We start from the raw sequence: 18,420 nt of genomic DNA on the forward strand, positions 1-18,420 counted from the left end.
GTCCCAGGGGTGCGGTGCGAACATCGTTCGTGCCAAACGTCGTTCGTCGGGCGCGTATGATCGGCGCATGAACGCCGCTCCCGTGAGTCGCCGGGCCCGACCGGCGAAAGCACCACTGAGCCGCGAGGTCGTCATCGAGACGGGCCTGCGCGTCCTCGACACCGACGGACTCGCCGCGCTCACCATGCGCCGGGTGGCGCAGGAACTCGATACCGGCGCCGCCTCGCTCTACGTCTACGTCGCCAATCGCGACGACCTGATGACCGGCATGCTCGACCACGTGCTGGCCACGGTGACCACGCCCGACAGCGGTGACTGGCGGGAGCGGCTGACCGCGGTCGTGGAATCGGCCGTCGAGGTGCTCGGCAGGCACGAAGGGCTCGCGCTCGTCGCGCTGGGCCGGATCCCGACCACCGAGCACGCGCTCGGCCTGATCGAACAGCTGCTCGCGCTGCTGCGCGAGGGCGGCCTTGACCCGGCGACCGCGAGCTGGGCCGTGGACCTGATCCACCTGCACATCACCGCCGCGGCCGCCGAACAGGCCGCCTACGACACCAAGGGCGGTACCGAATCGGAGTACCTGGCCGATATCGCCCGCCGCTTCGACGAACTGCCCGCCGAGCGGTACCCGACCATCGTCGCCCTGCGCGGGCCGATGCTGGCCGGTGACGGCGACACCCGCGCCCGCTGGGCCCTGCGCGCCATGCTCAACGGCATTCTCGCGACCCCGGTGAGCGCGTCGTGAGCGACCGGCAGGGCAGCCTCGCGCGGCCCACGATCGGCGGCCCGATCCGGCCGGCGACCGAGGCCGAGATCCCGATCCTGCAGGAGATCGAGCGCCGCGCGGGCGCGCCCTTCGCCGACATCGGCATGACGGCCGTCGCCGACGACGATCCGCCCTCGGCCGACACCCTGCGCGAGTTCATCACCGTCGGCCGTGCCTGGGTCTGGCCCGACGAGGTCGGCCTGCCCGTCGGCTACCTGGTGCTCGGCCTGGTCGACGGGCAGCCGCACATCGACCAGGTCTCCGTCGACCCGGCGTATTCGGGCCTGCGCATCGGCAAACGCCTGATCGACCACGCCGTGCGCTGGGCCGGTGAGCAGGGCCTGCGCGAACTCACCCTCACCACGTTCACCGAAGTCCCCTGGAACGGGCCCTATTACGAGCGGCTCGGATTCCGCTATGTCACCGCGGCCGAGGAGACGCCGGGACTGCGGGCCGTCCGCGCCGCCGAAATCGCCCACGGCCTCGACGAATGGCCCCGCGCCTGCATGCGGGTCGACCTGGACGACTGGCTCGCGGACTGATCGCACCGGGTGGGTCGCCGCGCCGGGTCGCCGCGGCGACGATCGGTGATCTGCCGACCCGCTCGGGTGTCCGGGCGACGGGTCAGCCGCCGACGGTGGCTCGGGCGAGGGCGGCTTCGGCGGCGGGCCGGGCGGCGTCGCGGTCGGCGGCGACCAGGCCGATCCGGGTGCGCCGGTCGAGCAGGTCGTCCACGGTCAGGGCGCCCTCGTGGGTGACGGCGAAGTCGAATTCGGCGGCGGTGACGTCGATTCCGGGGGCCACCGGGGTGCGCAGGGCCGGGTCGGCCAGCCAGGCGGAGACGATGGTGCCCGCCTCGCTGCCGTAACGCTCGATGAGGACCGGGGGCGCGTCGATGCGGTCGCGCGCGGCGCCGGACACCGCGCCGACCAGCGGAAGGCGGGTGGTGCGGCAGGGCGTCGCGGGCAGGCCCGCGTGCGCGACGGCGGCGTCGACGGCGTCCTCGGCCATCTTGCGGTAGGTGGTGAGTTTGCCGCCGACCACGGTGATCAGGCCGTCGGGGGAGGTGAGGACCGCGTGCTCGCGGGAGATGTCGGCGGTGCTGTCGTCGGCGGTCTTCAGCAGCGGGCGCAGGCCGGCGAAGCGGCCGCGGATGTCGGCGCGGGTCAGCGGTTCCCGCAGCGCGGTGTTGATGGTGTCGAGCAGGAAGTCGATCTCGGACTCGGTGGGCTGCGGCTCGGCGGGGATCGGGCCGGGGGCGTCCTCGTCGGTGAGCCCGAGGTAGACGCGGCCGTGCGCGGCCGGGAAGGCGAAGACGAACCGGCTGATGCTGCCGGGGACGGGCACGGTCAGCGCGGCGCTCAGACCGCCGAACGCGGCGGCGTCGAACACCAGGTGGGTGCCGCGGCTGGGGCGCAGTTCGATGCTGCGGTCGACCTCGGCGGCCCAGACACCGGTGGCGTTGAGCACCGCCTTGGCCCGCACGGTCAGCGTCTCGCCGGAAAGGGTGTCGCGCAGCCGCACCGAATCACCGGTCGCGGCAACGGCTTCGACCCGGGTGAGCACGGTGGCGCCGGCGGCCGCCGCGGTGCGGGCCAGCGCGACGACCAGACGCGCGTCGTCCACCAGCTGTCCGTCCCAGGCCTGCAGGCCGCCGCGCAGCCCGGCACGGCGCACGGTGGGGGCCAGCCGCAGCGCCTCGGCGGCGGCGACCCGGCGCGAGCGTGGCAGGGTGCCCGCGGAGGTGTGGGCGGCGACCCGCAGCGCGTCACCGGCGGCGAAACCCGCCCGGATCAGCGAACTCTGGGTGGCCTTGATGCCGGGCAGCAGCGGGACCAGCTGGGGGAGCGGGCGCACCAGGTGCGGTGCGGTGGTGCGCAACAGGATGCCGCGCTCGACCGCGCTCTCGTGCGCGATGCCGACCCGTCCGCTCGCCAGGTAGCGCAGGCCGCCGTGCACGAGTTTCGAACTCCAGCGGCTGGTGCCGAAGGCCAGGTCGTCGCGCTCGACCAGCAGCGTGCGCAGGCCGCGGGACGCGGCGTCGAGGGCGGCGCCGACGCCGGTGACGCCGCCGCCGATCACCAGCACGTCGACCTCGGGTCGGTCGCCGAGCGCGGTCAGCTCGGCGGAGCGGCGGGTGGCGGTGAGGTTCGAATCAGGAGTCATCACAGTCCTTGTCGCGGGGCGGGAGCAGGTAACCCTCGATCGCCCTCGACAGCTCGGCGTCGAACTCCGTACCGGCCAGCAGCGGCTCCACCGTGCCCGCGGACTGCACCGCGGACTGGGTGATGAGCAGCAGCATGGTTGCCATCTGCTCGGCGTCGCCCGCCCGGATCGACCCGTCTTCGTGCCCGAGCCGGATCGCGGTGGCGAACAGCTCGATCAGCGTGCGCTGATTGCGGCCCAGCCTGCCGAACACGTAGGTGAGCATGAGGTCGGTGTCGGTGCGGAAGATCTTGGCGAACACCGCGTTCGACCGGATCGCCGCCGCGCCCGCCACGATGCCCCGCACCAGCCGGTCCCGGCCGAGGCCGATATCGGGCATGGTCTCGCCGACGATCGTGCGTAGCTCACGCACGAGCAGTTCGGCGATCAGCGACCCGGTGTCGGGCCAGCGGCGGTAGACCGTCGGCCTGCTGACACCCGCGCGCCGCGCCACCTCGGTGAGGGTGGTGCGCCGGACGCCGAAGTCGACCACGCAGGCGCGCGTGGCATCGAGGATCGCCACGTCGGTGGGCGAGAGCTGCTCGTCCGCTGTGGACGCGAGTTCGATCATCGTGGCTTCACCCCGGGTGTGTTCGGCGGCGCCGGGAGGGGCGCCGTGCTCGAGCTGGAACGCCCAAGGGTATCGAGCGGGCCAGCGGGGTCGCTGTCGTGAAGGGGCTGCGGTGACATCCGACAGTGGTCGGCTGCCGATCTCGAGGGAATCTCTATTGGTTACTGCTTGACACTATATGTCAGAATGTAACGCATGGTCGAGACGCAACCCGAAAACACCGGTGCCACCACCCTGCCGCCGCGTATGGTGTGGGACGCCTGGGGTGTCCCCGCTGGACACCAGCCCCTGTCGGCGCAGATCCGCGGCCTGCTCGCGCAGGTGTTCGGGATCTCGGGCGAGCCGGTGGCGCGTCGCGACGAGGGCGACGTGCCGCTGCGCCCCACCGCCCTCACCGACGCCGACCGCGCCGGACTGGCCGCGCTCGTCGGTGAGGAACATCTCACCAGCGCCGACGTCGAGCGGCTGCGACACGCGGGCGGCAAGAGCACCCCCGATCTGCTGCGCCGCCGGGCCGACGGTCCCCAGGACGCGCCGGACGCCATCGTGCTGCCCGCCGATCACGCGCAGGTGCTCGCGGTCCTGCGCTACTGTTCCGAACACGGCATCGCCGTGGTTCCGTTCGGCGGCGGCACCAGCGTGGTCGGCGGTGTGGACCCGGCGCGCGGACAGTTCGACACCGTCGTCGCGATCGATCTGCGCAGGCTCGACAGTGTCACCGGCGTGGACCCGGTCAGCGGCCTGGCGACCCTCGGCGCCGGACTCACCGGCCCGCGCGCGGAGGAACTGCTCGGCGAGCACGGGCTCTCGCTCGGGCACTTCCCGCAGAGCTTCGAATTCGCCACCATCGGCGGGTTCGCCGCGACCAGGTCCTCGGGCCAGGCCTCGGCGGGCTACGGCCGGTTCGACGACATGGTCGAACGCCTGGTCGTGGCCACCCCGCAGGGCAGCGTCGAGCTGGGCCGGGCGCCCGCCTCCGCCGCGGGCCCCGACCTGCGGGAGCTGTTCGTGGGCTCCGAGGGCACCCTCGGCATCATCACCTCGGTGACCCTGCGGGTGCATCCGGTCCCGGCCACGGTCGCCTACCAGGCCTGGTCGTTCCCCGACTTCGCCACCGGCGCGGCCGCGCTGCGCACGCTGGTGCAGACCGGCGCCGCGCCGACCGTGCTGCGGCTGTCCGACGAGGCCGAGACCGGACTGAACCTGGCCCGCTCCGGCGACATCGGTGGCGCGCCGGTTTCCGGCTGCCTGGCCATCACCACCTACGAGGGCACCGAGGATCACGTCGCGGCCCGCGCGCTGGAGGCGAGCGGCCTGCTCACCGCCGCGGGCGGCACCGCGCTCGGCGAGGCGCCGGCCCGGCAGTGGGAGCACGGTCGCTTCGCCGCGCCGTACCTGCGCGATGCCCTGCTCGACGTCGGCGTGCTGTGCGAGACCCTGGAGACCGCCACCACCTGGGTCAACCTGACGAACCTGAAGACCAAGGTCACCGGGGCGCTGATGGACGCGCTCGGTTCGCAGGGCACCCCCGCCCTGGTGATGTGCCACATCTCGCACACCTACCCGACCGGCGCCTCGCTGTACTTCACCGTGGTGGCCAAGCAGCTCGACGACCCGATCGCGCAGTGGCGCCTGGCCAAGTCCGCGGCGAGCGACGCGATGGTGGCGGCGGGCGGCACCATCACCCACCACCACGCGGTCGGCGCCGACCACCGCCCGTGGATGCGGGCCGAGGTCGGTGACCTGGGCGTGCGGGTGCTGCGTGCGGTGAAACGCGAACTCGACCCCGCCGGCGTGCTCAATCCTGGAAAGCTGGTTCCGTGAACGAACTTTCGGTGCGGCGCGTCCTCGTCGTCACGAACCCGCACTCGGGGTCGGGACGTGGCGACGGCGTGGCCGAGGCGGTGCTCGAGCGGCTGCTGACCCAGGGTGTCGAGGTGGCCGAGGTCAGGGCCCCCAGCGCGGCCGAGTCGGTCGAGCAGGTCCGGGCGGCGATCGCGAGCGAGAACCGCAGGCCCGACGCGGTGCTCTGCGTCGGTGGTGACGGGCTGATGAACGTGCTGCTGGCCGCGGTGGCGCACAGCACGGTGCCGCTGGGCCTGGTGCCCGCGGGCACCGGCAACGACCTGGCCAGGGAACTCGGCATCCCGACCGGCGATCCGGAGGCGGCCGTCGACATCGTGCTGCGCGGCCGGGTCCGCCACATCGATCTGGGCCGCATCGAGTCCACCTACGCGGCTCCCACCTGGTTCGCCACCGTCGTCGGTACCGGCTTCGACGCGCGGGTCACCCTGCGCGCCAACAAGATGCGCTACCCGCGCGGCCCGCTGCGCTACACGGTCGCCGCGGTCGCCGAACTGATGCGCGGCTACACGCTGCCCTTCACGATCGAGCTGTCGGGCCTGGCGCCCGGCGCGCTCGACAACCCCGAGGGCGAGCACGCGGTGGTCCGCACCGACGCGGTGATGGCGCCGATCGGCAACACCCGTACCTACGGCGGCGGCATGCTGGTGTGCCCGGAGGCGCTGGCCGACGACGGCTACCTCGACATCACCGTGGTCGGCGCGGTCTCCCGGCTCGAGATGGCGCGGCTGCTGCCCGCCCTGTCGGCGGGCAAGCGCATCGACCACCCGTCGACCAAGCGCTACCGCGCGCGCCGGATCACGGTGAGCGCCGACGGCGGCTACGCGACCGCAGACGGTGAACCCGCGGGCATGCTGCCGGTGACCGTGCAGGCGATGCCGGGCGCGCTGACGGTGCTGGTGCCCTGAGGGCGTGGCTCAGGCGGCGTCGAAGGTGACGCGGTCGACCGCGCTCAGCGTCGGCCGGTCGACGATCACCACCGAGGCCGAGTCCAATGGCGTCGAGCCCACCGGAAGCGGCCCGTCGCCGCGGGCGCCGAGCTCGCCCATCAGCTGTTCCCAGCGGCGGCAGTGCGCGGTGAACGCGACCCCGTTGACCCGTCGGCCCCGGGTGATCTGACCGTGTCTGGCCTGCGCCGCGGGCACATCGATCAGCACCATGTGCAGTTCCCGGCTGCCCTCGCGCGCCCATCGCGCGATCATCCTGCGGCTCCAGCCGAAGGTCGCGCAGTCGTGGATCGCCACCGGACCGTCGGCCGCGCGCAGCGCGTCGCGGATGGCGCGATAGTGCGCGAGGTGCACCAGGGGCCGCCACAGCGGATAGGGGAGCAGGCCGAGCCGGTGCCGGAGCCGGTTGCGGCTGTGCTGGGAATCGAGGACCAGCGCGCCCGCTGCCGTGCGCACCGGCTGCTCGGCGTCGGGACCCGCGGCGAAGAAGCGGTGCAGCGCAGTGGATTTGCCCGCGCCGGGGACACCGGCGAAGACCAGCACGGTGCCCGCGGGATAGCGGAGCTCGTCGACGACCCCCGCGCGTAGGTCCACGAGATCGACCGGGGCGACGATCCGGCGGGGCGCGGATCGAGGCGTTGAACTTGCTGCGGAATCGAGCGGGGGCGTCACCCTCTCCAGGCTCCGTGAAAACGGACAATTCGGCAATCGGGGATTTCCCGGATTCGCGCCGGAGCGGCATGTCTCACAACAACTTCCGCGTGTCGCCGGTGCTGCGGAACAAAAGTTACCCGTGGGGCAACCAGAAACTGAGAATTGCCTATGGATTCGGTGGCCCGCCCGAAATCGCCGGTAGTATCACAGGAGTAGACGGAGTCTTCGGTGTCCCTCATCCACCGAAGATTCCGTCTCTGTTTTTCTCCGGGACCTGCCGCCGGAGGTGGTGGTAAGCCGCGAGGGCGGCGCCCCTTAGGATTGGGGCGTGACCAGCGCAGCCCCAGACAACTCGCGTAATCGTGCCGATGCCCTGCCCAAGAGCTGGAACCCCAGCGAGGTAGAGGCCGACCTGTACGAGGGCTGGGTAGCCGCCGGATACTTCGGCGCCGACGCGACCAGCGGCAAGCCCGCCTACTCGATCGTGCTGCCGCCGCCGAACGTCACCGGCACCCTGCACATGGGCCACGCCCTCGACCACACCCTGATGGACACCCTCACCCGCCGCAAGCGGATGCAGGGTTACGAGGTGCTGTGGCTGCCCGGCATGGACCACGCCGGCATCGCCACCCAGACCGTGGTGGAGAAGCAGCTCGCCGTCGACGGCAAGACCAAAGAGGACTTCGGCCGCGAGCTGTTCATCGACAAGGTCTGGGACTGGAAGCGCGAATCCGGTGGCGCGATCCAGGCGCAGATGCGCCGCCTCGGCGACGGCGTGGACTGGAGCCGTGACCGCTTCACCATGGACGAGGGCCTCTCGCGCGCCGTCCGCACCATCTTCAAGAAAATGTACGACGCGGGCCTGATCTACCGGGCCGAGCGGCTGGTGAACTGGTCGCCGGTGCTGAAAACCGGTATCTCCGATCTCGAGGTGGACTACAAGGACGTCGAGGGCGAGCTCGTCTCGCTGCGCTACGGCTCGCTCGACGACAACGAGCCGCATGTCGTCGTCGCGACCACGCGTGTCGAGACGATGCTCGGTGACACCGCCGTGGCCGTGCACCCCGACGATCCGCGCTACGCCGCGATGATCGGCACCACCGTCTACCACCCGATCACCGGCAGCCAGATCCCGATCATCGCCGACGACTACGTCGACCCGGAGTTCGGTACGGGCGCGGTGAAGATCACCCCCGCGCACGACCCCAACGACTTCGAGATGGGCCTGCGGCACAACCTGCCGATGCCCACGATCATGGACGAGGGCGGCCGGATCACCGGCACCGGAACCGAATTCGACGGCATGGACCGCTTCGAGGCCAGGGTGAAGGTGCGCGAGCGCCTCGCCGCCGAGGGCCGCGTGGTCGCCGAGAAGCGGCCCTACGTGCACAGCGTCGGCCACTCCGAGCGCTCCGGCGAACCGATCGAGCCGCGCCTGTCCATGCAGTGGTGGGTCAAGGTCGAGTCGCTGGCCAAGGCCGCCGGTGACGCCGTCCGCGAGGGCGACGTGAAGATCCACCCCGCGAGCCAGGAGCCGCGCTGGTTCGACTGGGTCGACAACATGCACGACTGGTGCATCTCGCGCCAGCTGTGGTGGGGTCACCGCATCCCGATCTGGTACGGCCCCGAGGGCGAGATCGTGTGCCTGGGCCCGGACGAGGAAGCGCCCGAGGGCTGGGTGCAGGACCCGGACGTGCTCGACACCTGGTTCTCCTCGGGCCTGTGGCCGTTCTCCACGATGGGCTGGCCCGAGGCCACCCCGGAGCTGGCCAAGTTCTATCCCACCAGCGTGCTCGTCACCGGCTACGACATCCTGTTCTTCTGGGTGGCCCGGATGATGATGTTCGGCATGTTCGTCAGCGACGATCCGGTGCTCACGGTCGGCAAGGGCGCGCAGAAGCAGGTGCCGTTCGAGGACGTCTTCCTGCACGGCCTGATTCGCGACCAGCACGGCAAGAAGATGTCGAAGTCGCGCGGCAACGGCATCGACCCGCTGGACTGGATCAACTCCTACGGCGCCGACGCGCTGCGCTTCACCCTGGCCCGCGGCGCCCAGCCCGGCGGTGACCTCTCCGTCGGCGAGGCGCACGCGCTGGCCTCGCGCAGCTTCGTCACCAAGCTGTTCAACGCCACCAAGTTCGCGCTGATGAACGGCGCCCGCTCGGGTGAGCTGCCGCCGCGCGAGACCCTCACCGACACCGATCGCTGGATCGTCGACCGGCTCGACGAGGTGCGCGCCGAGGTCGACGCGGCCTTCGACGCCTACGAGTTCGGCAAGGCCTGCGAGGCGCTCTACCACTTCGCCTGGGACGAGCTGTGCGACTGGTACCTGGAGCTGTCGAAGGTGCAGTTCGCCGAGTCCGACGCGCGCGCCGAGAGCACCGCCGTGGTGCTGGGCACCGTGCTCGACGCGGTGCTGCGCCTGCTGCACCCGGTGATCCCCTTCGTCACCGAGACCCTGTGGAAGGCCCTGACCGGCGGCGAATCGGTGGTCGTCGCCCCGTGGCCGGCCGCGACCGGCGTCGGCACCGACACCGTGGCCGCCCAGCGGGTCGCCGACACCCAGCGCCTGATCACCGAGATCCGCCGCTTCCGCAGCGATCAGGGCCTGGCCGACAAGCAGAAGGTGAAGGCCACCCTGGTCGGTCTGGACGAGGCCGGGCTCGGCGCGTTCGCCGGTTCGGTGGCCAACCTGGCCCGCCTGACCGAACCGGGTGACGACTTCGCCACCACCGCCGAGGTGCAGGTCCGCCTGTCGTCCGCGACGGTCACCGTGCAGCTCGACACCTCCGGCGCCATCGACCTCGACGCCGAGCGGCGCAGGCTGGAGAAGGATCTCGCGGTCGCGCAGAAGGACCTCGACACCACCACGGCCAAGCTGGGCAACGAGGCGTTCCTGGCCAAGGCGCCGCAGCAGGTGGTGGACAAGATCACCGGCCGCCGCGACGTCGCCGCGGCCGAGGTCGCGCGGATCGGCGCCCGGCTGGCGGAGCTGAGCGGCAAGTGAACGACGAGCCGGAGCCCCAGTTCGACGCCGACGACCACACCCCGGCGCCGCTGGGCGCCGGTCCGTCGCCGGTCGACCTGGCCGAGATGGCGCTGGTCGAGGCCGAGCTCGACAAGCGCTGGCCGGAGACCAAGATCGAGCCGTCGCTGACGCGGATCGCCACGCTGATGGACCTGCTGGGCAACCCGCAGCGCAACTACCCGGCGATCCACGTCGCCGGGACCAACGGCAAGACCTCGGTCACCCGGATGATCGACGCCCTGCTCACCGCCCTGCACCGGCGCACCGGCCGGATCACCAGCCCGCACCTGCAGCTGGCGACCGAGCGGATCAGCGTCGACAACGCCCCGATCAGCCCGGCGAAGTACGTGGAGACCTTCCGCGAGCTCGAGCCCTACATCGGCATGATCGACCAGCAGTCCGCGGCCGCGGGCGGCCCGGCGATGAGCAAGTTCGAGGTGCTCACCGGCATGGCCTTCGCCGCCTTCGCCGAGGCGCCGGTCGACGTGGCGGTCGTGGAGACCGGCATGGGCGGCACCTGGGACGCGACCAACGTCGTCGACGGCCAGGTCGCGGTGATCACCCCGATCGGTCTCGACCACACCGAGTACCTCGGCCCCGACCTGCCCTCCATCGCCAAGGAGAAGGCCGGGATCATCAAGCGCGCGCCCGAGTCGCTGGTGCCCACCGACACCGTCGCGGTGATCGCCGAGCAGCAGCCCGAGGTGATGGACGTGCTGCTGCGCCGGGCCGTCGAGGCCGACGCCGCCGTCGCCCGCGAGGGTGCGGAGTTCCGGGTGCTGGAGCGGGCGGTCGCGGTCGGCGGCCAGCTGCTGACGCTGCAGGGTCTCGGCGGTGTCTACGACGAGATCTTCCTGCCGCTGCACGGCGAGCACCAGGCCCGCAACGCCTCGCTCGCGCTGGCCGCGGTGGAAGCCTTCTTCGGCGCGGGCGCGGATCGTCAGCTCGACATCGAGGCGGTGCGCTCCGGTTTCGCGAGCGCGGCCAGCCCGGGCCGGATGGAGCGGATGCGCAACGCGCCCACCATCTTCGTCGACGCGGCGCACAATCCCGCGGGCGCGCAGGCGCTGGCGAACACCCTCACCGGCGAGTTCGACTTCCGCAAGCTGGTCGGCGTCGTCGCCGTGCTCGCGGACAAGGACGCCGCGGGCATCCTGGACGCGCTGGAACCGGTCTTCGACGAGGTCGTGGTCACCACCAACGGCTCGCCGCGCTCGATGGAGGTCGACGCGCTCGCCGACCTGGCCGTGCAGCGCTTCGGCGACGAGCGGGTGGTCATCGCCGAGACCCTGCCCGACGCGCTGGAATCGGCGATCGCGCTGGCCGAGCAGGCGGGCGACGCCGGCGACGTGATCTCCGGCGCCGGTGTCGTGGTGACCGGTTCGGTGGTCACCGCGGGCGCCGCGCGCGCCCTCTTCGGAAAGGCCCCGTCATGAGCGATGTCCCTCCTCCCACGACCGATCCCTGGAAGGGACTGCGCGGGGTCATGGCCGGGACGCTGGTCCTCGAGGCGATCGTGGTGCTGCTGGCGCTGCCGGTGGTCGCCGACGTCGGCGGCGGGGTGACCTGGTTCTCCGGCACCTACCTGGTGACCCTGGCGGTGCTGATGATCCTGGGCGCCGGGTTGCAGCGCAAACCGTGGGCGATCCCGTTCAACCTCGGCCTGCAGGTGTTGGTGCTGGCGGGCGTCTTCATCCATCTGTCCATCGGGATCATCGGTCTGGTTTTCCTGGCGGTGTGGGCGTTCATCCTGGTGCTGCGCTCGGATGTACAGCGCCGGATGGACGCCGGTTTGCTGCCCAGCCAGCGGATGGGCCGCAAGAACTGAGACGAGTTCGGCCCGGCGCGGCGGCGCCGGATAGAGTGTCGCCGTGACTGAGCAGACTTTGGTACTCATCAAGCCGGACGGCGTCTCCCGTGGCCTCGTCGGCGAGGTGCTCGCGCGGATCGAGCGCAAGGGCCTCATCATCAAGGCGCTGGAGCTGAAGAACGTGTCCGTGGCGCTCGCCGAGGAGCACTACGCCGAGCATGCCGAGCGCCCGTTCTTCGGCTCGCTCATCGAGTTCATCACCTCGGGCCCGGTCGTCGCGGCCGTGCTGGAGGGTCCGCGCGCGATCGCGGCGTTCCGTCAGCTGGCCGGCGGCACCGACCCGGTGGAGAAGGCCACCCCGGGCACCATCCGCGGCGACTTCGGTCTGGAGACCCAGTTCAACCTCGTCCACGGCTCCGACTCGCCCGAGTCCGCCAAGCGTGAGATCACGCTCTGGTTCCCGGAATTTCCTGCCTGATTCGCGCTGTACTCGCTCGTCGCGTCCGGTGCGGACGCGACGAGCTCGAGCGGCGCGGAGTTCGCCTGAGTTGCGCCGATGGCGATCGCAGCGCGAACCGTATGGGATACTGACTATGGATGTGTTCGACGCCGATGCCTCTCATGGGCGGTTGGTGACAGCCTGTCGCGCAGGTACGCGACGGCGGCGACGGACATGACCGGATGACACCGCGATCGGATGCCGATCATCGCTGCCATGGACGACCCTGTTGCTGGGGTTGCCCGCCCGGCACGCTGGATGAGCGCTCGGAACGCGGCGTCACGCCGTACAGCCAGGCGCCGCGTGACCGGTTGGCCCGCCAGAGTTCGATCGAGGTGTGGCCGGACACGCGGGGCGAGACCAGATGACCCTCGTACCTTCGGTGCGAGGTGCACGGACGATGCCCCCGCGACGGCCGCGTCACTCCCGTACCGGGGAGGGACGCGCCCGGGGGCCCGAGGAGACTTCGTGGCCGATACAGAGCCGCTGGACACAACACAACAGGATGCCGATCAATTGCCGGAGCGAATTCGAGTTCATGCACTGGCCAAGCGGTTGGGAGTGACCAGCAAGCGCATCCTGGCCAAACTGGCCGAACTGGGAGCCGAGGCACGCAGCGTCCAGTCGAACGTGGATCGCGCGGTCGCCGAGACCGTCCGGGACGCGATCGCCGCCGCCGACGCCGAGACCGGCGAATCCCCGGCATCCACCCCCGCCGCGGCGCAGCCCGCCGCACCCACCGTCGCCGAGCAGCCGGCCGACCCGACCGCGCCCGCGCCGATGTTCTCGGCGACCGAGCCCGCGGGCACCGACCCGCACACCGATCTGTTCACCCATCGCGTCACCGAGACCCCGGTGGCCGAGCCGGTGACCTTCGACGCGCCCGCCTTCGTGGCCCCGCTGTTCCTGCCGCCGGACGCCACCGCCGCCGAGGAGACCCGCAAGCGCCGCCGCGCCGAGCGCACGGCCAAGCGCGTCGAGGAGCCGGTCGACGAGGTCGAGCCCGAGACCGCCGCCGAGGACGAGGCCGAGCCGGGCGACGCCAGCGACAACGACACCGGCGACAACGACGCCGACGGTCAGCCGCGTCGCCGTCGTCGTGGCCGCCGTGGCCGTGGCCGCGGCCGTGGCGAGCAGGCCGCCGACGGTGACGACACCGACACCGAGGGCGCCGACACCGACACCGACGACGAGTCGGCCGCCGCGGAGGCCTCGACCGACGAGGCCGAGCAGGCCGACGACGCCGAGACCGACACCGAGGACGAGGACGGACTGCCCGAGGGCGCGAGCCGTCGCCGCCGTCGTCGCCGCCGCCGCAAGGTCGGCGGGGAATCCGGCGAGGACGCCGGGTCCGACGACGATCCGCCGAACACCGTGGTGCACGAGCGCGAGCCGCGCAACAAGAGCCGGGGCCGTTCGGGCTCCGACGAGGTGCAGGGCATCTCCGGCTCCACCCGGCTCGAGGCCAAGCGCCAGCGCCGCCGCGACGGCCGCGAGGCGGGCCGCCGCCGTCCGCCGATCCTGACCGAGTCGGAGTTCCTGGCTCGCCGCGAGGCGGTCGACCGGGTGATGGTCGTGCGGGAGAAGGCGTTCGAGGCGAGCGAGCACGCCGGTCACCAGACCACCACCCAGGTGGCGGTGCTGGAGGACAACATCCTGGTCGAGCACTTCGTGACCAGCTCCGGCCAGGCGTCGATGGTGGGCAACGTCTACCTCGGCAAGGTGCAGAACGTGCTGCCCAGCATGGAGGCCGCGTTCATCGACATCGGCCGTGGCCGCAACGGCGTGCTCTACGCCGGTGAGGTGAACTGGGAGGCCGCCGGTCTCGGCGGCCGGGAGCGCAAGATCGAGCAGGCGCTCAAGCCCGGCGATCAGGTGCTGGTGCAGGTGTCCAAGGACCCGGTGGGTCACAAGGGCGCCCGGCTGACCACCCAGATCTCGCTGGCCGGTCGCTTCCTGGTGTACGTGCCGGGCGGCACCTCCACCGGGATCAGCCGCAAGCTGCCCGACACCGAGCGCAAGCGGCTCAAGGAGATCCTGCGCGACATCGTCCCGGCCGACGCCGGGGTGATCATCCGCACCGCGTCCGAGGGCGTGAGCGAGGCCGAGCTGGCCCGCGACGTCGAGCGGCTGCAGGCCACCTGGCGCACCATCGAGGAGGCCTCGAAGTCCTCGGGCAAGGACGCGCCCAAGGCTCTCTACGAAGAGCCGGACATGCTGGTCAAGGTCATCCGCGACCTGTTCAACGAGGACTTCGCCAAGCTGGTCATCGAGGGCGAGCGCGCGTGGAGCACCGTCGAGACCTACGTGCGCACCGTCGCGCCGGACCTGCTGCCGCGGGTGAACCGGCACGAGAACAACGGTGTCGACGTGTTCGACGCGTTCCGCATCGACGAGCAACTGGCCAAGGCGCTCGACCGCAAGGTGTGGCTGCCCTCGGGCGGCACCCTGGTGATCGACCGGACCGAGGCGATGACCGTCGTCGACGTCAACACCGGCAAGTTCACCGGCTCGGGTTCCTCGAACCTGGAGGAGACCGTCACCAAGAACAACTTGGAGGCGGCCGAGGAGATCGTGCGGCAGATGCGCCTGCGCGACATCGGCGGCATGATCGTCGTCGACTTCATCGACATGGTGCTCGAATCCAACCGCGACCTGGTGCTGCGCCGTCTCACCGAGGCGCTGGGCCGGGACCGCACCCGGCACCAGGTGTCGGAGGTGACCTCGCTGGGCCTGGTCCAGATGACCCGCAAGAAGCTGGGCACCGGACTGGTCGAGGCGTTCTCCACCACCTGTGAGCACTGCCACGGTCGCGGCATCCTCGTGCACTCCTACCCGGTCGACGCCGCGTCGGGCGCCGACGAGCAGGCGGGCCGGGCCAAGGAGGGCGGTTCGCGCCGTCGCCGCGGCAAGGACAAGGACCGCGACAAGCAGACCGCCGCGCCCGCCACCAACGGCACGGCCCCGGCCGCCGAGCACGCGGGCGAGGAGGACATCGCGGTCAAGCGGGCCCACCCGGTCGCGCTCGCGATGGCCGCCCACCACGGTGAGGACGCCGAGCACGTCGAGGAGCAGGCCGTGGCCGCGGCGCCCGAGGAGGCGGTGGTCGAGGAGACCGTCGCCGCCGAGCCCGCCCGCCGCACGCGGTCGCGGTCGCGTCGGTCCAGCCGGGCCGCCGCGAGCAGTGAGCAGGCCGCGGAGGCGCCGGCGCTGACCGGGGTCATCCCGGCCGAGCCCGCCGCCGAGGCAGCGGAGCCGGAAGCCGAGGAGCCGCCGGCCGATGAGCCGGTGACCGCCGCGGTCGAGCCCGAGCAGCCGGTGGCCGAGCAGCCCGCGGCCGCCGCGGTCGAGCCCGAACCGGAACCCGAACAGCCCGTCGCCGAGGAACCTGCCCCGCGCACGCCTCGCAGGCGGCGGGTGGCCCGTTCGACGGCCGCTCCGGCGGCGGACAGCGCGGGTGCCGTGTTCGTCCTGTCGACGAACGAGCAGCCGCCCGCTGCGGCCGTGGTGGACTTCGCCGCCGAGCCGGTGGTGGTCCCCGAGCGCAAGCCGCGCAGGCGGGCGGTGGCGCGTCCCGCGGGCGCGCCCGCCGACTCGCAGTAGCCGGGCGCTTGCGTGCGCGGGTCCGTCCCGCGCACGCAAGCGCACCAAAACCGTGCTCACCTGCCGAATTGGGGGACGGGGTGCGGTTCTGGTAACCTGGGTCGGTCGCTGCCCAGCGATTGGGCACCTGGCTGACCAGTCCGGGTGATACCGCAGGCAAGCGACCAAATTCCCTCCCTGCGCAGGCGGGGATGAGCCAAAGATCCACGTCGCAGCTGTGACGTGAAACGAGCACGACCAACCGTGAGTGGAGGAAGCCGACCGATGGCAGCGTACGCAATCGTCAAGACCGGCGGAAAGCAGTACAAGGTCGCGGTCGGTGACCTGGTGAAGGTCGAGAAGATCGAGGGCGAGCCCGGCACTGCCGTGGCCCTGACCCCGGTTCTCGTCGTCGACGGCGCCGATCTGACCACCGACGCCGACAAGCTGGCCAAGATCTCCGTGGCCGCCGAGGTCGTCGACCAGACCAAGGGCCCGAAGATCCGGATCCACAAGTTCAAGAACAAGACCGGCTACCACAAGCGCCAGGGTCACCGTCAGCAGCTGACGGTCATCAAGGTCACCGGCATCAAGTAAGCGCGAGGAGACGAAGCAATGGCACATAAGAAGGGCGCATCCAGCTCCCGGAACGGTCGTGATTCGAACGCCCAGCGCCTCGGCGTGAAGCGCTTCGGTGGCCAGAAGGTCAGCGCGGGCGAGATCCTGGTCCGTCAGCGCGGAACCCACTTCCACCCCGGCGTGAACGTCGGTCGTGGCGGCGACGACACCCTGTTCGCCCTGGCGGCGGGCGCGGTCGAGTTCGGCACCAAGCGTGGCCGCAAGACCGTCAACATCGTCGTCCCGGAGCCGGCCCAGGCCTGACCGCCTGGAGCGTCAGCTCCCCACGGACACCGGAGCGGGTCAGGGTTCATTCCCTGACCCGCTCCGTCGTGTTCGCCCACCCTTACCGCAATCGACCAGTCAGAAGGAGGAGGATCAACCCATGTCCAAATTCATCGACCGCGTCGTGCTACATGTTCGTGCCGGTAGAGGTGGACACGGTTGCGCCTCGGTGCATCGTGAGAAGTTCAAGCCGCTCGGCGGGCCCGACGGTGGCAACGGCGGCAACGGCGGGGACGTGATCCTCGAGGTCGACGCCAACGTCCACACCCTGCTCGACTTCCACTTCCACCCGCACGCCAAGGCAGGCAACGGCAAGCCCGGTGAGGGCGGCAACCGCGACGGCAAGATGGGCACCGATCTGGTGCTGAAGGTGCCCGACGGCACCGTGGTCGTCAACGGCGACGGTGAGGTCGTGGTCGACCTCGTCGGCGCGGGCAACCGCTACGTGATCGCCAAGGGCGGACGCGGCGGCCTGGGCAACGCCTCGCTGGCGTCCAAGGCGCGCAAGGCGCCCGGTTTCGCGCTCCTCGGCGAGGAGGGCGAAGAGTCCGACCTGGTCCTGGAGCTGAAGTCGGTCGCCGACGTCGGCCTGGTCGGGTTCCCGTCGGCGGGCAAGTCCTCGCTGGTGTCGGTGCTCTCGGCCGCCAAGCCCAAGATCGCCGACTACCCGTTCACCACCCTGGTCCCGAACCTGGGCGTGGTGGCCAGCGGTGACACCACCTTCACCGTCGCCGACGTGCCGGGCCTGATTCCCGGCGCCAGCGACGGCCGCGGCCTCGGCCTGGACTTCCTGCGCCACCTGGAGCGCTGCGCCGTGCTCGCGCACGTGGTCGACTGCGCCACCCTCGAGCCCGGCCGCGACCCGGTCTCCGACGTCGACGCCCTGGAAGCCGAACTGGCCGCCTACAAGCCGGCCCTGGCCGGTGACGCGAGCCTGGGCGACCTGGCCGACCGCCCGCGCGTGGTGATCCTGAACAAGACCGACGTCCCCGACGCCGCCGAACTCGCCGAGATGGTGACCCCCGAGTTCACCGAACGCGGCTGGCCGGTGTTCGAGATCTCCGCGGTGAGCCGCGCGGGACTGCGCCCGCTCACCTTCGCGCTGGCCGACATGGTCCGCCAGTATCGCGAGGATCACCCCAAGGCCGCGCCCAAGCGCCAGATCATCCGCCCGATCGCGGCCGACGAGTCCGGTTTCAGCGTGTACGCCGATCCGCAGGAGCCGGGTGGCTTCATCGTGCGCGGCACCAGGCCGGAGCGCTGGGTGCGGCAGACCCAGTTCGACAACGACGAGGCCGTCGGCTACCTGGCCGACCGGCTGGCCCGCCTCGGTGTCGAGGCCGAGCTGGTCAAGCAGGGCGCCGAGCCGGGGTGCTCGGTGACCATCGGTGACGTGTCGTTCGAGTGGGAGCCGCAGGTCTCCGCCGGTGTGGACATCACGCCGACCGGTCGCGGTACCGACGTGCGCCTGGAACGCAACGACCGCGTGGGCGCGGCCGAGCGCAAGCACGCCTCGCGAGCGCGGCGCGGTCTGCTCGACGAGAACGAGAAGTAGGGTCCGGCCGCGTCCGCGCCGTCGAAAACCGGTGTCG

Annotated in this window: 15 protein-coding genes; 12 read left to right on the forward strand and 3 right to left on the reverse strand. The window is 71.4% G+C overall.

Translation table 11 applies throughout. The features are described from left to right. Positions 1-67 precede the first annotated feature (67 nt). Positions 68-745 (forward strand): TetR/AcrR family transcriptional regulator, encoded by a 678-nt coding sequence (locus EL493_RS11505; RefSeq protein ID WP_019045770.1) that lies wholly within the window; start codon positions 68-70, stop codon positions 743-745. Then, positions 742-1,308 carry a GNAT family N-acetyltransferase gene (locus EL493_RS11510; protein WP_019045771.1) on the forward strand — a complete coding sequence of 189 codons (567 nt, stop codon included), beginning with the start codon at positions 742-744 and terminating at the stop codon, positions 1,306-1,308. The genes EL493_RS11505 and EL493_RS11510 overlap by 4 nt, the downstream gene beginning before the upstream one ends. Positions 1,309-1,390: 82 nt before the next feature. Here EL493_RS11510 and EL493_RS11515 read toward each other — a convergent pair whose 3' ends face one another. Together EL493_RS11515 and EL493_RS11520 are read right to left on the reverse strand one after the other, a co-directional pair. Next, positions 1,391-2,932 carry a glycerol-3-phosphate dehydrogenase/oxidase gene (locus EL493_RS11515; RefSeq protein ID WP_019045772.1) on the reverse strand — a complete coding sequence of 514 codons (1,542 nt, stop codon included), beginning with the start codon at positions 2,930-2,932 and terminating at the stop codon, positions 1,391-1,393. After that, entirely contained in the window at positions 2,922-3,542 is a 621-nt protein-coding gene (locus EL493_RS11520) for a TetR/AcrR family transcriptional regulator (RefSeq protein WP_019045773.1), read from the reverse strand. The genes EL493_RS11515 and EL493_RS11520 overlap by 11 nt, the downstream gene beginning before the upstream one ends. 195 nt (positions 3,543-3,737) lie before the next feature. On the opposite strand from EL493_RS11520, the gene EL493_RS11525 reads away from it, so the two are divergent. Continuing rightward, complete coding sequence (locus EL493_RS11525; protein WP_019045774.1) at positions 3,738-5,366, forward strand: FAD-binding oxidoreductase; 1,629 nt, start codon at positions 3,738-3,740, stop codon at positions 5,364-5,366. After that, positions 5,363-6,313, forward strand: coding sequence for a YegS/Rv2252/BmrU family lipid kinase (locus EL493_RS11530; protein WP_019045775.1), 951 nt, complete (start codon positions 5,363-5,365; stop codon positions 6,311-6,313). Before EL493_RS11525 ends, EL493_RS11530 begins: the two co-directional genes overlap by 4 nt. Positions 6,314-6,322: 9 nt before the next feature. Here EL493_RS11530 and EL493_RS11535 read toward each other — a convergent pair whose 3' ends face one another. Beyond that, the gene (locus tag EL493_RS11535) at positions 6,323-6,946 is read right to left on the reverse strand and encodes an AAA family ATPase (protein ID WP_019045776.1); all 624 of its coding nucleotides are present in this window, start codon (positions 6,944-6,946) and stop codon (positions 6,323-6,325) included. 388 nt (positions 6,947-7,334) lie between these two features. Between EL493_RS11535 and EL493_RS11540 the strand changes: the two genes are divergently transcribed. The 8 genes from EL493_RS11540 (at position 7,335) to obgE (ending at position 18,383) form a co-directional block, all read left to right on the forward strand. Further along, the gene (locus EL493_RS11540) at positions 7,335-10,013 is read left to right on the forward strand and encodes a valine--tRNA ligase (protein ID WP_019045777.1); all 2,679 of its coding nucleotides are present in this window, start codon (positions 7,335-7,337) and stop codon (positions 10,011-10,013) included. Positions 10,014-10,099: 86 nt separating this feature from the next. Continuing rightward, positions 10,100-11,470 (forward strand): bifunctional tetrahydrofolate synthase/dihydrofolate synthase, encoded by a 1,371-nt coding sequence (folC, locus tag EL493_RS11545; RefSeq protein WP_051719521.1) that lies wholly within the window; start codon positions 10,100-10,102, stop codon positions 11,468-11,470. After that, entirely contained in the window at positions 11,467-11,862 is a 396-nt protein-coding gene (locus tag EL493_RS11550) for a DUF4233 domain-containing protein (RefSeq protein WP_022567179.1), read from the forward strand. The genes folC and EL493_RS11550 overlap by 4 nt, the downstream gene beginning before the upstream one ends. Before the next feature lie 43 nt (positions 11,863-11,905). Beyond that, a complete protein-coding gene (ndk, locus tag EL493_RS11555; RefSeq protein WP_019045780.1) occupies positions 11,906-12,322 on the forward strand; it encodes a nucleoside-diphosphate kinase in 417 nt (138 codons plus the stop codon). 549 nt (positions 12,323-12,871) lie between these two features. Continuing rightward, entirely contained in the window at positions 12,872-15,946 is a 3,075-nt protein-coding gene (locus EL493_RS11560) for a translation initiation factor IF-2 N-terminal domain-containing protein (RefSeq protein ID WP_411550725.1), read from the forward strand. A gap of 264 nt (positions 15,947-16,210) precedes the next feature. Then, entirely contained in the window at positions 16,211-16,522 is a 312-nt protein-coding gene (rplU, locus tag EL493_RS11565; protein WP_019045782.1) for a 50S ribosomal protein L21, read from the forward strand. An 18-nt stretch (positions 16,523-16,540) separates the two neighbouring features. Then, positions 16,541-16,807: a 50S ribosomal protein L27 gene (gene rpmA, locus EL493_RS11570; protein WP_022567181.1), complete on the forward strand. Its 267-nt coding sequence runs from the start codon at positions 16,541-16,543 to the stop codon at positions 16,805-16,807. 121 nt (positions 16,808-16,928) lie between these two features. After that, on the forward strand, positions 16,929-18,383 hold the full coding sequence (gene obgE / locus EL493_RS11575) for a GTPase ObgE (protein WP_022567182.1): 1,455 nt from the start codon (positions 16,929-16,931) through the stop codon (positions 18,381-18,383). Positions 18,384-18,420: the final 37 nt, after the last annotated feature.

The sequence above is a fragment of the Nocardia asteroides genome (genome assembly GCF_900637185.1).
Taxonomy (GTDB): domain Bacteria; phylum Actinomycetota; class Actinomycetes; order Mycobacteriales; family Mycobacteriaceae; genus Nocardia; species Nocardia asteroides.

Coding starts and splice junctions, on each gene's coding strand:
- EL493_RS11505 (WP_019045770.1), top strand. CDS start 68: ATGAACGCCGCTCCCGTGAGTCGCCGGGCCCGACCGGCGAAAGCACCA.
- rplU (WP_019045782.1), top strand. CDS start 16,211: ATGGCAGCGTACGCAATCGTCAAGACCGGCGGAAAGCAGTACAAGGTC.
- obgE (WP_022567182.1), top strand. CDS start 16,929: ATGTCCAAATTCATCGACCGCGTCGTGCTACATGTTCGTGCCGGTAGA.
- EL493_RS11520 (WP_019045773.1), bottom strand. CDS start 3,542: ATGATCGAACTCGCGTCCACAGCGGACGAGCAGCTCTCGCCCACCGAC.
- EL493_RS11525 (WP_019045774.1), top strand. CDS start 3,738: ATGGTCGAGACGCAACCCGAAAACACCGGTGCCACCACCCTGCCGCCG.
- folC (WP_051719521.1), top strand. CDS start 10,100: ATGGCGCTGGTCGAGGCCGAGCTCGACAAGCGCTGGCCGGAGACCAAG.
- EL493_RS11550 (WP_022567179.1), top strand. CDS start 11,467: ATGAGCGATGTCCCTCCTCCCACGACCGATCCCTGGAAGGGACTGCGC.
- rpmA (WP_022567181.1), top strand. CDS start 16,541: ATGGCACATAAGAAGGGCGCATCCAGCTCCCGGAACGGTCGTGATTCG.
- EL493_RS11515 (WP_019045772.1), bottom strand. CDS start 2,932: ATGACTCCTGATTCGAACCTCACCGCCACCCGCCGCTCCGCCGAGCTG.